This window comes from Nitratireductor sp. PBL-C9 (assembly GCF_050877045.1).
Classification (GTDB): domain Bacteria; phylum Pseudomonadota; class Alphaproteobacteria; order Rhizobiales; family Rhizobiaceae; genus Nitratireductor; species Nitratireductor aquimarinus.
Genome location: NZ_JBPAXW010000010.1, coordinates 132,566 through 146,395, shown reverse-complemented (window position 1 = coordinate 146,395; position 13,830 = coordinate 132,566). Strand labels below are relative to the sequence as shown.

Genomic DNA, 13,830 nt, shown 5'->3' with positions numbered 1-13,830 from the left:
AAACTCCTTAAGGCAGTCGGAAGGCCGGGATTGAGAGGATGCGACGACATCCTCCACATGTTCGGTCTTTGCTCTAATGCAAGAACAGGGCAAGGTCACGCCCGATGACAAAAGATTCGCCAATGAGCACCGTCGTGCCGGTCATGGTGCCGATGCCCGCCGAGCGGCCTTACTCCTATGCGGTGCCGGAAGACATGCGCGTGGAGCCGGGCTCCATCGTGCGCGTTCCGCTGGGGCCGCGCGAGGTGGCCGGCATCGTGTGGGATGGGCCGGGCGAGGCGGTGGCCGCCAAGAGGCTGAGGGCCATCAGCGCGGTTTTCGACTGCCCGCCGATCCCCGAAGAGATGCGCCGTTTCGTCGACTGGGTGGCAAGCTACACGCTTTCGCCGCCCGGCATGGTGGCGCGCATGCTGTTGCGCGCGCCGGCGGCGTTTGACCCCGAGCCGCCGACCGAGGGGCTGCGGCTCGTCGACGGGATGGGGCCTGACCGGCTGACGGCGGCGCGCGAACGCGTGATGGAAATGGCCGGCGACGGCCAGGCCTGGACGCGGGCCGGGCTTGCCCATGCGGCAGGCGTTTCTTCCAGCGTGATTGAAGGCTTGCGTTCGCAGGGCGTGTTCGAGACGGTTTCGATCCCGCCGCGCCCGCTGGTGGCCGCACCCGACCCGACCTTCGGGCGCGCGACCCTGACCGATGGCCAGGCGGAAGCCGCCGCGCGCCTGCGGGAAAAGGCCGGGACCGACGCTTTCAGCGTGACGCTGATCGACGGTGTGACGGGCTCGGGCAAGACGGAAGTCTATTTCGAGGCGGTGGCGGCGGCGCTGGAGCGCGGCAAGCAGGTGCTGATCCTTATTCCCGAGATCGCGCTTACGCAGGCCTTTCTGGAACGCTTCCACAACCGATTCGGCGCAAAGCCCGCCGAATGGCACTCCGACCTTGCGCCAAAGAAACGCGAGCGTGTCTGGCGGCAGGTGGCCGAAGGGCAGCTGCGGGTGGTGGCGGGCGCGCGCTCGGCGCTCTTCCTGCCGTTTCGCGAGCTCGGCCTGATCGTGATCGATGAAGAGCACGACCCGGCCTACAAGCAGGAAGACCGGGTCTTCTACAATGCGCGCGACATGGGCGTGGTGCGCGGGCATATCGGCGGGTTTCCCGTGGTTCTGGCCTCGGCAACGCCATCGCTGGAAAGCCGGGTCAACGCCAATCAGGGGCGTTATGAGTGCATCGTTCTGTCGTCGCGCTTTGCAGATGCGGCCCTGCCGGACCTTGCCACGGTGGACATGCGCAAGGCCGCGCCCGAGCGTGGCGGCTTTCTTTCGCCGGTTCTCATCGAGGAGATGAAGAAGACGCTGGCGCGCGGCGAGCAGTCCCTGCTGTTTTTGAACCGGCGCGGTTATGCGCCGCTGACGCTTTGCCGGGTGTGCGGCCATCGCTTCCAGTGTCCCGACTGTTCGAGCTGGCTGGTGGAGCACCGTTTTCGCGGGCAGCTCGTCTGCCATCACTGCGGCTATAACGAACCGCGCCCGGAGGCCTGTCCGGAATGCGGAACGCTCGATCATCTGGTTGCCTGCGGGCCGGGCGTGGAGCGCATCACCGAAGAGGTTGACCGGCTTTTCCCGGATGCGCGCACCATCATGCTGTCGTCAGACATGATGGGCGGCGTGAAGCGGCTGCGGCTGGAGCTGGAGGCCATCGAGAAGGGCGAGGCGGACATCATCATCGGCACGCAGCTCGTGGCCAAGGGACACAACTTCCCCGGTATGACGCTGGTGGGCGTGGTGGATGCGGATCTGGGGCTTGCCAATGGCGATCCGCGTGCGGCCGAGCGCACATTCCAGCTTCTGGCGCAGGTGACTGGCCGCGCCGGGCGCACGGGGCGAAAGAGCCTTGGCCTTCTCCAGACCTATCAGCCGGAACACCCGGTGATGCGGGCCATCGTGACGGGGGATGCGGAGGCGTTCTACGACCGCGAGATCGCCGAGCGCGAGCGTGCGGGCCTGCCGCCTTTCGGGCGTCTGGCCGCCATTATCGTGAGCGCGGCCACGCGCATGGAGGCCGAAGGCCACGCACGGGGTCTGCGCCGCGCAGCGCCACAGGCCCCGGAAATCGATGTGCTGGGACCGGCCGAAGCGCCGCTTGCCGTGGTGGCCGGGCGGCATCGGTTCCGGCTTCTTGTGCACGGCGCGCGCCGCTCGGACATTCAGGGTTTTCTGCGCGACCTTTTGAAGGCCGGCCCGAAGCCGCGCGGCTCCGTGCGTGTGCAGGTGGACATCGATCCGCAGAGTTTCCTGTGAAGTGTGGCATCGCTGCTATGCCGCTGTGACCGCAATACGGTTTAAGAGGGCCGAAAGCGCGACGCGGGCATGTTTGCCTGCAACACAACCAAGGAGGTTCTGATGGCGTTGTCCTTTCCCTGGCCGGTAACCCAGGGCGAATGGCTGGCATGGTCCGCAGCGGCGGTGACGATTCTCATCGGCCTGTTCGTGATGTTCATGCCGCGGCTGGCGCTGAAGCTTTTCAGGCTGCAGCCGGCGGCGGAACGCACCGAGATGCTTGTGGTGCCGCGCGCCATCATTGGCGGTTTCTATATCGGCTTCGGACTGGCGGCGATGATGCTGGCGCAGCCCTTCATCTATCTGGCGCTTGGCGCGGCCTGGACCGTGTCGGTCTTCGGCTGCGTGATCTCGATGCTGTCGGATGGAGCGAAGGCTCTCTACAGCTGGGTGTTTCTTGTTCTGTCGCTCGTTCTGGCGGTGCTTCCGCTGGCATTTGTCATGGGATTCGTGGCCTGACGGAATAAAAATGCGTCGAAACTGCGACAAAGCAACCGTTATGGCGGGGTCTATGCGTGTTGCGACTCTCGGAAGCCTGTGCTAGACGGCAATCGGCTTTCAGCAGGAAGGCATGTCCTATGTCTTTTTGCGAGGGGAAAAATTCAATCAGGTCAGAGATTTAGCCCGAGCAGGTAGCTCCAGCATAAAATCTTGTGGCCTTCTAGGCGTGAGAGAAGACCATCCCGTGGCACAATCTGGCTCCATGATTTCCGGAATGGCAGGGCGCTACGCTGGTTCGCTTTTTGAACTGGCGAAGGAAGCCAAGGCGATTTCCACAGTCGAGGCTGACCTCGACCGCTTCGAGAAACTTCTTGAAGGCAGCGACGACCTGCAGCGTCTCGTCGAGAGCCCCGTGTTCTCGGCTGACGACCAGCTGAAGGCGATCAGCGCCGTTCTCGACAAGGCCGGGGTTTCGGGCCTGGTCGGCAATTTCCTGCGTGTCGTTGCGCAGAACCGGCGTTTGTTCGCCGTTCCGCAGATGATCCGCGCATTCCGCCATATCGCCGCAGAAGATCGCGGTGAGACGACGGCGGACGTGGTTGCGGCGCACGCGCTCAACGCGACGCAGGAGAAGGAACTGAAGGCCGCCCTCAAGGCAGTGGCTGGCAAGGACGTTTCGATCAACGTTTCCGTTGATCCCTCCATTCTCGGCGGGCTGGTGGTCAAGATGGGCTCGCGCCAGATCGACACATCGCTCAAAACCAAACTTAATTCGCTCAAGCTTGCACTGAAAGAGGTCGGCTGATGGACATCCGTGCGGCGGAAATTTCCGCAATTCTGAAGGATCAGATAAAGAACTTCGGCAAGGAAGCCGAAGTTTCAGAAGTTGGCCAGGTGCTCTCCGTGGGCGACGGCATTGCCCGCGTCTATGGTCTGGACAATGTCCAGGCCGGTGAGATGGTGGAGTTCCCAGGCGGCATCCGCGGCATGGCGCTCAACCTGGAAGTCGACAATGTCGGCGTCGTTATCTTCGGTAGCGACCGTGACATTAAAGAAGGCGACACGGTGAAGCGCACGGGCGCCATCGTGGACGTTCCGGTTGGTCCGGAGCTGCTCGGCCGCGTTGTTGACGCGCTTGGCAACCCGATCGACGGCAAGGGCCCGATCAAGACGAAAGCGCGCGCCCGCGTTGACGTGAAGGCCCCGGGCATCATTCCCCGCAAGTCGGTTCACGAGCCGATGTCGACCGGTCTGAAGTCCGTTGATGCCCTGATCCCGATTGGCCGCGGCCAGCGCGAGCTGATCATTGGCGACCGCCAGACCGGCAAGACCGCCATCGTTCTCGACACCTTCCTCAACCAGAAGCCGCTCAACGACGGTGACGACGAGAGCCAGAAGCTCTACTGCGTCTATGTTGCCGTTGGCCAGAAGCGCTCCACGGTTGCACAGCTGGTGAAGGTTCTGGAAGAGCGCGGCGCTCTCGAATACTCGATCATCGTCGCCGCTACCGCTTCCGACGCCGCTCCGATGCAGTTCCTGGCTCCGTTCGCCGGTTGCGCCATGGGCGAGTACTTCCGCGACAACGGCAAGCACGCCGTGATCGCCTATGACGATCTGTCCAAGCAGGCCGTTGCTTACCGTCAGATGTCGCTCCTGCTGCGCCGCCCGCCGGGCCGTGAAGCTTACCCGGGTGACGTTTTCTACCTGCACTCCCGCCTGCTCGAGCGCGCGGCGAAGATGAACGACGAGCAGGGCTCCGGCTCGCTCACGGCTCTGCCGGTCATCGAGACGCAGGCGAACGACGTGTCGGCCTACATTCCGACCAACGTGATCTCGATCACCGACGGTCAGATCTTCCTCGAGACCAATCTGTTCTTCCAGGGCATCCGCCCGGCCGTGAACGTCGGTCTGTCGGTGTCGCGCGTCGGCTCCGCAGCCCAGATCAAGGCGATGAAGCAGGTTGCCGGCTCCATTAAGGGTGAGCTCGCCCAGTACCGTGAAATGGCTGCGTTCGCGCAGTTCGGTTCTGACCTCGACGCCTCGACCCAGCGCCTGCTCAACCGCGGTGCACGCCTGACCGAACTCCTGAAGCAGCCGCAGTTCTCGCCGCTGAAGACGGAAGAGCAGGTTGCCGTGATCTTTGCCGGTGTGAATGGCTACCTCGACAAGCTTCCGCTTGCCGATGTCACCCGTTTCGAGCAGGGCCTGCTTTCGCACATGCGTGCGGACGGCAAGGACGTGCTTGATGCGATCCGCAAGGAAAAGGCGCTTTCCGACGATCTGCGTGAGAAGCTCAAGGCACAGATCGACGCATTCGCCAAGAACTTCGCCTGAGGCTAAGCGAGCATGGCTTCCCTTAAGGAACTTCGCAACCGAATCGCCTCGGTCAAGGCGACGCAGAAAATCACCAAGGCGATGCAGATGGTCGCCGCGGCGAAACTGAAGCGCGCCCAGGAGGCGGCCGAGGCTGCGCGGCCCTATGCGGAACGCATGGGGGCCGTGCTCACCAACATCGCCGGCGCCGTGTCGGGCAACGACGCGCCGCCGCTGATGGCAGGTACCGGCAAGGACGAAACGCATCTTCTGGTGGTCTGCACCGCCGAGCGTGGTCTTTGCGGTGGCTTTAACAGCCAGATCGCCAAGAAGGCGCGCGAGCATATCCGCGCGCTGCTTGGCGAAGGCAAGACGGTGAAAGTGCTGTGCGTCGGCAAGAAGGGCTATGATGTCCTGCGTCGCGATCATGGCGATCTGATCATGGACCGCGTGGATCTCCGCGAGGTCAAGAAGATCGGTTTCGACAACGCGAACGACGTCGCCCGTCAGGTCATCGGCCTGTTCGAAAAGGGCGAGTTCGACGTCTGCACGCTGTTCTATTCCGAGTTCGTATCGGTGATGTCGCAGGTGCCGACCGCACTGCAGATCATCCCGGCTGCCGTTCCCGCCGGGGACGAGGGCCAGGGTTCTGACGCAGTCTACGAGTACGAGCCTGACGCGCCCGCCATTCTTGCCGATCTGATCCCGCGCAATATCGCGGTTCAGATCTTCCGCGCGCTCCTGGAGAACGCGGCCGGCGAGATGGGTGCCAAGATGACCGCCATGGACAGCGCGACGCGCAACGCAGGCGAGATGATCGACAAGCTTTCGATCACCTACAACCGCCAGCGCCAGGCGCAGATCACCAAGGAACTCATCGAAATCATTTCGGGCGCGGAAGCGCTCTAACGGACCGAAGAGGTTAAACGAAAATGGCCAAAGCAGCGACCCCGAAGACGGCGTCCGCGACCGCCGCCAAGAAGGCGGCCCCGGCGCGCAAGGCGGCTTCCACCCGCTCGGCATCGTCCAGCGCAGCAACGAAAGCAACCGGCTCGGCCGGCACGATCCGCCAGGTTATCGGCGCCGTCGTCGACGTGCAGTTCGAAGATCACCTGCCGGCGATCCTGAACGCAATTGAGACCGAGAACAACGGCACGCGCCTCGTGCTTGAGGTGGCTCAGCATCTCGGCGAGAACACGGTTCGCTGCATCGCCATGGACTCCACCGAGGGTCTGGTGCGCGGCATGGAAGTCCGTGACACGGGCAGCCCGATCTCGGTGCCGGTTGGCGACGCAACGCTCGGCCGCATCATGAACGTGGTTGGCGAAGACATCGACGAAGCCGGCCCGGTCAAGGGCGACGGCGTTCGCGCTATTCACCAGCCGGCTCCGGAATATGTGGATCAGTCCACGGAAGCCGAGATCCTGGTCACGGGCATCAAGGTCGTTGACCTGCTCGCACCGTACGCGAAGGGCGGCAAGATCGGCCTGTTCGGCGGCGCCGGCGTTGGCAAGACCGTTCTCATTCAGGAACTGATCAACAACGTCGCAAAGGCGCACGGCGGTTACTCCGTGTTCGCAGGCGTTGGCGAGCGTACCCGTGAGGGCAACGATCTCTACCACGAGATGATCGAGTCCGGCGTGAACCAGGACCCGGCAAAGAACAACGGCTCCACCGAAGGCTCCAAGTGCGCCCTCGTGTTCGGCCAGATGAACGAGCCGCCCGGCGCACGCGCCCGTGTTGCTCTGACCGGTCTGACGGTTGCCGAGCATTTCCGCGACCAGGGCCAGGACGTTCTGTTCTTCGTGGACAACATCTTCCGCTTCACGCAGGCGGGCTCCGAGGTGTCGGCTCTTCTCGGCCGTATTCCTTCGGCTGTTGGTTACCAGCCGACGCTGGCGACCGACATGGGCGCCCTGCAGGAACGCATCACCACGACCACCAAGGGCTCGATTACCTCGGTGCAGGCCATTTACGTGCCCGCCGATGACTTGACCGACCCGGCACCGGCAGCTTCGTTCGCCCACCTGGACGCAACGACCGTGTTGAACCGCGCCATCTCGGAAAAGGGTATCTACCCGGCCGTGGATCCGCTGGACTCCACCTCGCGCATGCTTGACCCGATGATCGTCGGTGAGGAGCACTACCGCGTGGCCCGTCAGGTCCAGGAGATCCTCCAGCGCTACAAGTCGCTTCAGGACATCATCGCCATTCTCGGCATGGACGAGCTTTCCGAAGAGGACAAGCTCACGGTTGCCCGCGCCCGTAAGATCGAGCGCTTCCTGTCGCAGCCCTTCCACGTGGCCGAGGTCTTCACCGGCGCGCCGGGTCTGTTCGTGGACCTGGAAGACACGATCCGTTCGTTCAAGGGTCTGTGTGACGGTGAGTACGATCACCTGCCGGAAGCTGCCTTCTACATGGTCGGCACCATCGAGCAGGCCGTCGAGAAGGCCCAGAAGCTGGCCGCCGAAGCGGCCTGATCAAGGCAATGACCGGGAGGTCCGTTCGGGCCTCCCGCCTTCATGCCAAACCGGTAGGACACGATGGCTCAATCCTTCAAATTCGATCTGGTCTCGCCCGAGCGGCTCCTGGTTTCCCAGGACGTCGAATCGGTTGTCATTCCCGGCACTGAGGGCGAACTGACCGTGATGGCCACACATGCGCCGACGATGACCAGCATCAAGCCGGGCGTCGTTGCGGTGACGGCTGGCGGCAAGACCGAACGCTATGTGGTGTTTGGCGGCTTTGCCGACATTCTGCCCGATGGCTGCACGGTTCTCGCCGAATCGGCTGTGCATGTGGATGACATCAACCGCGAAGATATCGCGCGCCGCATTCAGGAGGCCCGCGAGGATCTGGAAGATGCCGGGGATCACGAGGCGCGCCTGCGTGCCGAAGACTTCCTGCATCAGCTGACGACCCTTGAGGGTGCCATTCTGCCTGCCTGATCGGCAGGCGTATATGGTGCGAAAACAGCCGGGCCAATGCCCGGCTTTTTTGTTAGCCTGCTTTCTATTGTGAAAGGCAGGGGTATACTTCATGGCATTGCGCAGGGTGGCGCGGTTTCTTTGCTGGCTCATGGTCGTTGTGGCTGCGAGCCCGGGCGTGGCGGAGGAACTTGATCCGAAAACGGCCACGCTTGGCCGGCAATTTACCGACATCTTCCAGAAAGGGTCCGCTGAAGAGGTCTGGCAGCACATGTCGGAGCGAATGCAGTCGGCGCTTGGCGATCTCTATCATCTGAAAGGGTTTCAGGCGTCCATCAACAGCGCCTACGGCCCCGAAGTGTCGGTTCATGAAGAGCTGACGGAAGAGAAAGACGGACTGCGGACCTACCGCCGCCGTGCCGGGCACGAGAACGGTTCGGATCTCATCTGGCAATGGAGCTTCGGTCAGGATGACGGGATCGAGGGCTTTTACGTGCGGCGTGTGCCCGTGGAGGCGGATTCTGCCTATCTCGACTATCAGACACAGGCTGCGCTGCGTCTGCCCTTCGCCGGGTACTGGAAGGTCTTCTGGGGTGGGCGCACGGTGGAAGAAAACTACCATGCCGCAGATGCGGGCCAGCGCTTTGCCTATGACTTCGTAATCCAGCGCGCGGGCAAAACCCACACGGGGGATGGTACGGCGCTCACGGACTATTACTGCTGGGACGAGCCCATTCTGGCACCGGCAGAGGGCACGGTCGTTGCCCGTGTTGACGGGCTGCCGGACCAGCCTCTGGGCGAGATGGATGCAGACCGGCCGGCGGGCAACCATGTGGTGCTCGACCTGGGCAATGAAGAGTTCATCTTCCTGGCGCATCTGCGCAACGGCTCGGTTGCCGTGAGCGGCGGGCAGCATGTCGATGAGGGGCAGGAGATTGGCCGCTGCGGCAATAGCGGGAACTCGTCAGAGCCCCACCTTCACGTGCATATGCAGACGACACCGGAATTGGGTGCGGGAAAGGGTTTGCCGGCGCAGTTTCAGAACTATCGCGCCAATGGAGCATTGAAGCTGCGCGGCGAGCCGGTCCGCGGGCAGACCGTGATCGCCGTTGAAGCTATCCTGAAGTAGCCGGCGAAAGCGCCGGGACGTCTCAGGGTGCGAGGTGGCGGAAGGCGGAGACGACGCTCTCATAGACCTTGCGCTTGAAGGGAACGATCAGACCCGGCAGATCGGTCATCGGCTTCCATTCCCACATGTCGAACTCGGCTTCATGTCCGCCGGGCGGCGGGTTGATGGCGATCTCCGAATCGGGGCCTTCAAAGCGGAAGGCGAACCACTTCTGCTTCTGCCCGCGATATTTTCCCTTGAGGGCTATGCCAAGGAGATGTTCGGGCAGTTCGTAGGTGATCCAGTCAGGCGTCTCGGCGAGAAGCGACACGGACTTCATGCCGGTCTCTTCATAGAGTTCGCGATAGGCCGCCTCGCGGGGCTCTTCGCCTTTGTCGACGCCGCCCTGGGGCATCTGCCAGAGTTGTGTTGCGCCGGATAACTCATCCGTTTCGGGCTGAACGATGCGGCGGCCCGCCCAGGCAAGGCCCCTGTCGTTGAGCACCATGATGCCCACGCAGGGGCGATAGGGCAGATCGGCTGCGTTCTTTGTGTTCTCGGCCATGCGGACGATTTCCGTTTCTATCGTGGTTGAGGGTCGGCGGCGACGGCCGAGACGGGAACGAGCTCGATTCCGCGTCCGGTGACTTCATTGGACCATGACGCTACGGCGTCGATGGTCTCGTCGAATGCAGAGCCTGTGCCGATGGCGTAGCCTCTGGCGCGTGCGATGCGCTCGAGTTCATCAAGCTTCTTGAGGATTTCGGCGCGCTCGGGGCGACGGTTCTTGCCGGTCGGATCGATGAGCGCGTCGGACGCGGCAAAAGGCACGCCCTCCTGAAGGGCGAGATCCTGCGCGACGCTGCGCGCGGATGTGCCATCATCGATATACATCAGACCGCGCTGGCCAAGCTCCGCCATGACATCGCCCATGGCTTCGTCATCGGCCGTGAAGCGTCCGCCCATATAGTTCATGACGCCCGTATAGTTGGTGAGGCGGGAAAGCGCCCAGCGCATGCGCGACATGTTCTGGCCGGGGGATGCATCCAGCGTGAGCGTGTTGCGGCCCGGGTTCTGCGTCGGATAACCGAAGGGCTCCATGGGCACCTGCAGAATGACCTCATGGCCTTCCTTGCGGGCCTGCTGCATCCAGCGTGACAGGCTGTTGCCCGCCGGTGCGAACGCCAGGGTGATCTCCGGGCGGAGCGTCTCGATGGCGTATTCCGTGGTTGTCTGCGAAAGGCCCAGCCCGCCGATGATGATGGCGATGCGCGCGCCCCGCGTGCCCGACCAGGAGCGGGCATAAACATCGAAGGGCCGCCGGCCGCCGGCATCGCGCACGGGCAGGGGGCCTGTCTCGGACTCCTCGATCAGCGCCCGGTCGGGCAGATGCGCCAGACGCGGATGCTGGCCCATGGCCGAAGGATCGCGAATGATGATGACGCCGTTTTCGGACGGGTCTTCCGGCTGGAGACGGGTGATCGACGCATCGGGCGCGCCGGATGCGGGCGTGGCCGTTGCCGTGTCAGACCCGGAGGACCGCGCGACGGTCTCTTCTATGGGTGACGTGACGGCGACAGGAGAAGGGCTGCGGAAAGGGCGGTCTCGCAGGGCGACAGCCGTGGACGTGCCGAGAACCGCAATGGCGGCGAGAGCGGTGACGATGCGGCCGGTGGTGAAGGCGCTCCGGCGCTTAGGCTTGTCTGGGCGCTTGTTCGGGCGCTTGTCGTGGCCCAGCGGGCGATCGATGTCTTTTTTCCCGGAAGTCATACCCACCCGTCACGATGGCCGAGGCCAGAAACCAGACCGGTCCTCATCTTCTAAGAAGGCGGACGCGGCGTCAAAATTCTGTCTTTCCAAACGTAGGGCGGCCGGAAGGCAGCCATGCGCGAAATTCGTGTTACTGGCGGTCTGTGTCGCCAGAATGTCACCGCCGGTTTGCGAGAAACCGGCGGTGACAAAAGATGTTTAGAGCATCGGACCGAAAAGTGGAATCCGGTTTCCCCTTTTCCAGAGATGGCTCTAGCGGTTCATGACCGCCTTGTCGGGATTTGGCGGGAAAGCGGGATCGGTTTTCTCGCCGCGCAGCAGTTCAAGGGCTGCCTTGAGCTGCATGTCGTCCTTGGGCTCCGGCGGCACATAGGCGATGGAGCCGGAACCCTCGTCGCTTTCTTCCTCACCCTTGATGTGACCGCGCAGGTCGGACTCGCCCCGGCGCAGATCCCGGCCCTGTAATTCCTCGGGCAGGGGCTGATCGACCTTGATGTCGGGCGTGATGCCCTTGCCCTGGATCGATTCGCCGGACGGCGTGTAGTAGAGCGCGGTGGTGAGACGCAGAGCGCCGTTCTCGCCGAGCGGGATGATCGTCTGGACCGAGCCCTTGCCAAAGGACTGGGTACCCAGAACCGTCGCACGGCGGTGGTCCTGCAGCGCGCCGGCAACGATTTCCGAAGCACTGGCCGAGCCGCCATTGATGAGCACGATGACCGGCTTGCCGTTCAGAACATCGCCGGGCCGCGAATCAAAGCGGGCAATCTCATTGGCCTCGCGGCCGCGGGTGGAGACGATCTCGCCGCGATCCAGGAAGGCGTCGGAGACGCTGACCGCCTGATCAAGCAGGCCGCCCGGATTGAGGCGCAGGTCGAGCACATAGCCCTTGAGCTGATCGTCCGGCACTTCTTCGCTGATCGTGTCGATGGCGGTCATCAGGTCATCGAAGGTCTTCTCCGTGAAGGAGGTGATCTTCAGATAGCCGACATCCTCTTCGACGCGGTACTTGACCGCCTTCACCTTGATGATGTCGCGCACGATGGTGAGATCGATGGGCTTGTCCGCACCTTCGCGAATGATGGTGAGTTCGATGGGCGTGTTGACCGCGCCGCGCATCTTGTCGACGGCGTCGTTGAGCGACATGCCGCGCACTTCCTCGCCATCGATGGCGGAGATCAGGTCACCGGCCAGAACGCCGGCGCGTGCGGCGGGCGTGTCATCGATGGGCGCAACCACCTTGACCAGCTCGCTGTCCATGGTGACTTCGATGCCGAGGCCGCCGAACTCGCCCTTGGTCTGCACGCGCATGTCCTTGGCGGCGTCCGCGTCGAGATAGGAGGAGTGCGGGTCGAGCGAGGTGAGCATGCCGTTGATGGCGCTCTCCACCAGCTTCTTGTCATCCGGCGGGGTCACATACTGGGCGCGCACACGCTCGAAGATGTCGCCGAAGATCGCGAGCTGCCGGTAGGTCTCGGAACCGGCGGCGTTCGCAGAGAAGCCACTCGTACCGTGAAGGAGCGAGACCGCAGATGCGCCCATCAGGGCGCCGGCAAACAATAGCGACAAGTTACGTTTCATTTCCTGTCCTTCCAGAGTGTCCCGGAGCCCACCAGGGTTTAGGATTGATCGGTTTTCCGTTCTTCCTGAACTCCACATACAGCTCCGGTGTGACGTTCTCAGTCCCCGGTCCTGCGATGCTTGCCAGGCGAGCATCCCCCATCATGCCGATTGGTTCGCCCGCCAAAACGGATTGCCCCAGCGTCACGCTTACCTTCTCTAAGCCGGCAAGCACGATATGATAACCGTCGCCGGCGTTGAGTATCAATAGCTGACCATAGGAACGGAACGGTCCCGCGTACAGAACCGTCGCCCCCGCAGGCGCGGTAACGATTGCGCCCGATTGTGTTCTTAGAATGTCGCCCTGAAGGCGCGCCCCGGTGTCGTCATCTTCACCGAATCGCGCTCCGAACTGGCCGGACACGGGCAGGGCCACGCCGCCCGTGCGCTTGGCAAAGGATGCGCCGGCACTTAGCCGGTGTTCCGGCGAAGTCGGCTGATTAAGGCGTCTTGCGCGCTCTGCCTCGGCCTTGCGCAGGGATGCGATCTCGGTTTCCAGCGAGCCGATCAGCTCCTGCAGGCTGGTGGCGCGGGCGGCCAGCGCCTCGGCTTCGCGCTGCTCGGTGGCCATGCGGCTTTCGGCATCCTGCTGCAGGCGCTTCTTTTCATCGAGCAGAAGCGAGAGGCGTTTCTTTTCCTCGACCTGTTCGGTCACGGTTTTTTGAAGTTTGTCGCGCTCGCTTTCGATGGATGTGACGATGCGCGAGAGGTCTTTCAGGTCGCCGATGAGGATTTCCGTCTCGACCCGCAGCTCCGGCACGACCGCGCCGAGCAGGATGGCGCTGCGCACGGAGGCGAGCGCATCTTCCGGGCGCACGAGAATTGCCGGTGGCGGGTTCAGGCCCATGCGCTGGAGTGCTGCGAGAACCTCGGCCAGAACGCCGCGGCGCGATTGCAGCGATTCGCGCAGATAGCCTTCCTGATGGCGCAGTTCCGTGAGACGCAGCGAAATGGCGTCGATGTCTTCGCTGAGCTTGCGCTCGGTCTTGGCGGCCTGGATGAGGGCTGCGGTGATGGCCGCATTGTCATCCTTGATGGCGTCGATCTCGGATGCGATTTCGGCGAGGCGCTGTTCGGTCAGCGCCATCTCGCGGTTGATGTCCTGAAATTCGGTCTGCGTCTTGCCATGCTGCGTTTCCAGAACCTCTATGCCGTCCTGCGCCGCGGCGTAGGCGGTCAGGACGCAAAGGCAGGTCGCAGCGGCTGCTGCTGTCCTGATCCTGGCAAAGGGCGGGCGCGGCATGTGCGCTTTCATCATCCTTGGTCTGCTGTTTTCGCGCGGTCGGGAAATCGCATTCGGGCAGTATAGGCGACGCTTTCTTAA

General features: G+C 63.2%; 12 protein-coding genes. 8 read left to right on the top strand and 4 right to left on the bottom strand.

Annotated elements, in window-relative coordinates:
• The first annotated feature begins 104 nt into the window (after positions 1-104).
• The 8 genes from ACRTG1_RS20365 to ACRTG1_RS20330 all read left to right on the top strand — a co-directional run bounded on the left by ACRTG1_RS20365 (position 105) and on the right by ACRTG1_RS20330 (position 9,140).
• Complete coding sequence (locus ACRTG1_RS20365) at positions 105-2,291, top strand: primosomal protein N' (protein ID WP_432517007.1); 2,187 nt, start codon at positions 105-107, stop codon at positions 2,289-2,291.
• A gap of 102 nt (positions 2,292-2,393) precedes the next feature.
• On the top strand, positions 2,394-2,789 hold the full coding sequence (locus ACRTG1_RS20360) for a DUF4345 domain-containing protein (RefSeq protein ID WP_113156064.1): 396 nt from the start codon (positions 2,394-2,396) through the stop codon (positions 2,787-2,789).
• Positions 2,790-3,015: 226 nt separating this feature from the next.
• On the top strand, positions 3,016-3,576 hold the full coding sequence (locus ACRTG1_RS20355; protein WP_432517005.1) for a F0F1 ATP synthase subunit delta: 561 nt from the start codon (positions 3,016-3,018) through the stop codon (positions 3,574-3,576).
• Positions 3,576-5,105 (top strand): F0F1 ATP synthase subunit alpha, encoded by a 1,530-nt coding sequence (gene atpA / locus ACRTG1_RS20350; protein ID WP_113153432.1) that lies wholly within the window; start codon positions 3,576-3,578, stop codon positions 5,103-5,105. Before ACRTG1_RS20355 ends, atpA begins: the two co-directional genes overlap by 1 nt.
• Before the next feature lie 12 nt (positions 5,106-5,117).
• A complete protein-coding gene (locus tag ACRTG1_RS20345; protein WP_113153431.1) occupies positions 5,118-5,993 on the top strand; it encodes a F0F1 ATP synthase subunit gamma in 876 nt (291 codons plus the stop codon).
• Positions 5,994-6,016: 23 nt separating this feature from the next.
• A complete protein-coding gene (atpD, locus tag ACRTG1_RS20340; RefSeq protein WP_113153430.1) occupies positions 6,017-7,564 on the top strand; it encodes a F0F1 ATP synthase subunit beta in 1,548 nt (515 codons plus the stop codon).
• 63 nt (positions 7,565-7,627) lie between these two features.
• The gene (locus ACRTG1_RS20335; RefSeq protein ID WP_113153429.1) at positions 7,628-8,032 is read left to right on the top strand and encodes a F0F1 ATP synthase subunit epsilon; all 405 of its coding nucleotides are present in this window, start codon (positions 7,628-7,630) and stop codon (positions 8,030-8,032) included.
• A gap of 91 nt (positions 8,033-8,123) precedes the next feature.
• Positions 8,124-9,140, top strand: coding sequence for a M23 family metallopeptidase (locus ACRTG1_RS20330; protein ID WP_432517002.1), 1,017 nt, complete (start codon positions 8,124-8,126; stop codon positions 9,138-9,140).
• Between the two features lie 22 nt (positions 9,141-9,162).
• Here the strand turns inward: ACRTG1_RS20330 and ACRTG1_RS20325 are convergent, their stop codons facing one another.
• From ACRTG1_RS20325 to ACRTG1_RS20310, 4 genes are all read right to left on the bottom strand, one after another.
• Positions 9,163-9,684 carry an RNA pyrophosphohydrolase gene (locus tag ACRTG1_RS20325; protein WP_113153427.1) on the bottom strand — a complete coding sequence of 174 codons (522 nt, stop codon included), beginning with the start codon at positions 9,682-9,684 and terminating at the stop codon, positions 9,163-9,165.
• Positions 9,685-9,701: 17 nt separating this feature from the next.
• Positions 9,702-10,889 carry a divergent polysaccharide deacetylase family protein gene (locus ACRTG1_RS20320; RefSeq protein ID WP_432517000.1) on the bottom strand — a complete coding sequence of 396 codons (1,188 nt, stop codon included), beginning with the start codon at positions 10,887-10,889 and terminating at the stop codon, positions 9,702-9,704.
• A gap of 252 nt (positions 10,890-11,141) precedes the next feature.
• The gene (locus ACRTG1_RS20315; RefSeq protein WP_113153425.1) at positions 11,142-12,467 is read right to left on the bottom strand and encodes a S41 family peptidase; all 1,326 of its coding nucleotides are present in this window, start codon (positions 12,465-12,467) and stop codon (positions 11,142-11,144) included.
• Positions 12,457-13,764, bottom strand: coding sequence for a murein hydrolase activator EnvC family protein (locus ACRTG1_RS20310; protein ID WP_206553221.1), 1,308 nt, complete (start codon positions 13,762-13,764; stop codon positions 12,457-12,459). Before ACRTG1_RS20310 ends, ACRTG1_RS20315 begins: the two co-directional genes overlap by 11 nt.
• Positions 13,765-13,830: the final 66 nt, after the last annotated feature.

Excerpts from the sequence above, each read along its gene's own strand:
- ACRTG1_RS20345 (WP_113153431.1), top strand. The coding sequence starts at position 5,118 with ATGGCTTCCCTTAAGGAACTTCGCAACCGAATCGCCTCGGTCAAGGCG.
- ACRTG1_RS20360 (WP_113156064.1), top strand. The coding sequence starts at position 2,394 with ATGGCGTTGTCCTTTCCCTGGCCGGTAACCCAGGGCGAATGGCTGGCA.
- ACRTG1_RS20365 (WP_432517007.1), top strand. The coding sequence starts at position 105 with ATGACAAAAGATTCGCCAATGAGCACCGTCGTGCCGGTCATGGTGCCG.
- ACRTG1_RS20310 (WP_206553221.1), bottom strand. The coding sequence starts at position 13,764 with ATGATGAAAGCGCACATGCCGCGCCCGCCCTTTGCCAGGATCAGGACA.
- ACRTG1_RS20315 (WP_113153425.1), bottom strand. The coding sequence starts at position 12,467 with ATGAAACGTAACTTGTCGCTATTGTTTGCCGGCGCCCTGATGGGCGCA.
- ACRTG1_RS20330 (WP_432517002.1), top strand. The coding sequence starts at position 8,124 with ATGGCATTGCGCAGGGTGGCGCGGTTTCTTTGCTGGCTCATGGTCGTT.
- ACRTG1_RS20335 (WP_113153429.1), top strand. The coding sequence starts at position 7,628 with ATGGCTCAATCCTTCAAATTCGATCTGGTCTCGCCCGAGCGGCTCCTG.
- ACRTG1_RS20325 (WP_113153427.1), bottom strand. The coding sequence starts at position 9,684 with ATGGCCGAGAACACAAAGAACGCAGCCGATCTGCCCTATCGCCCCTGC.
- ACRTG1_RS20320 (WP_432517000.1), bottom strand. The coding sequence starts at position 10,889 with ATGACTTCCGGGAAAAAAGACATCGATCGCCCGCTGGGCCACGACAAG.
- atpA (WP_113153432.1), top strand. The coding sequence starts at position 3,576 with ATGGACATCCGTGCGGCGGAAATTTCCGCAATTCTGAAGGATCAGATA.
- atpD (WP_113153430.1), top strand. The coding sequence starts at position 6,017 with ATGGCCAAAGCAGCGACCCCGAAGACGGCGTCCGCGACCGCCGCCAAG.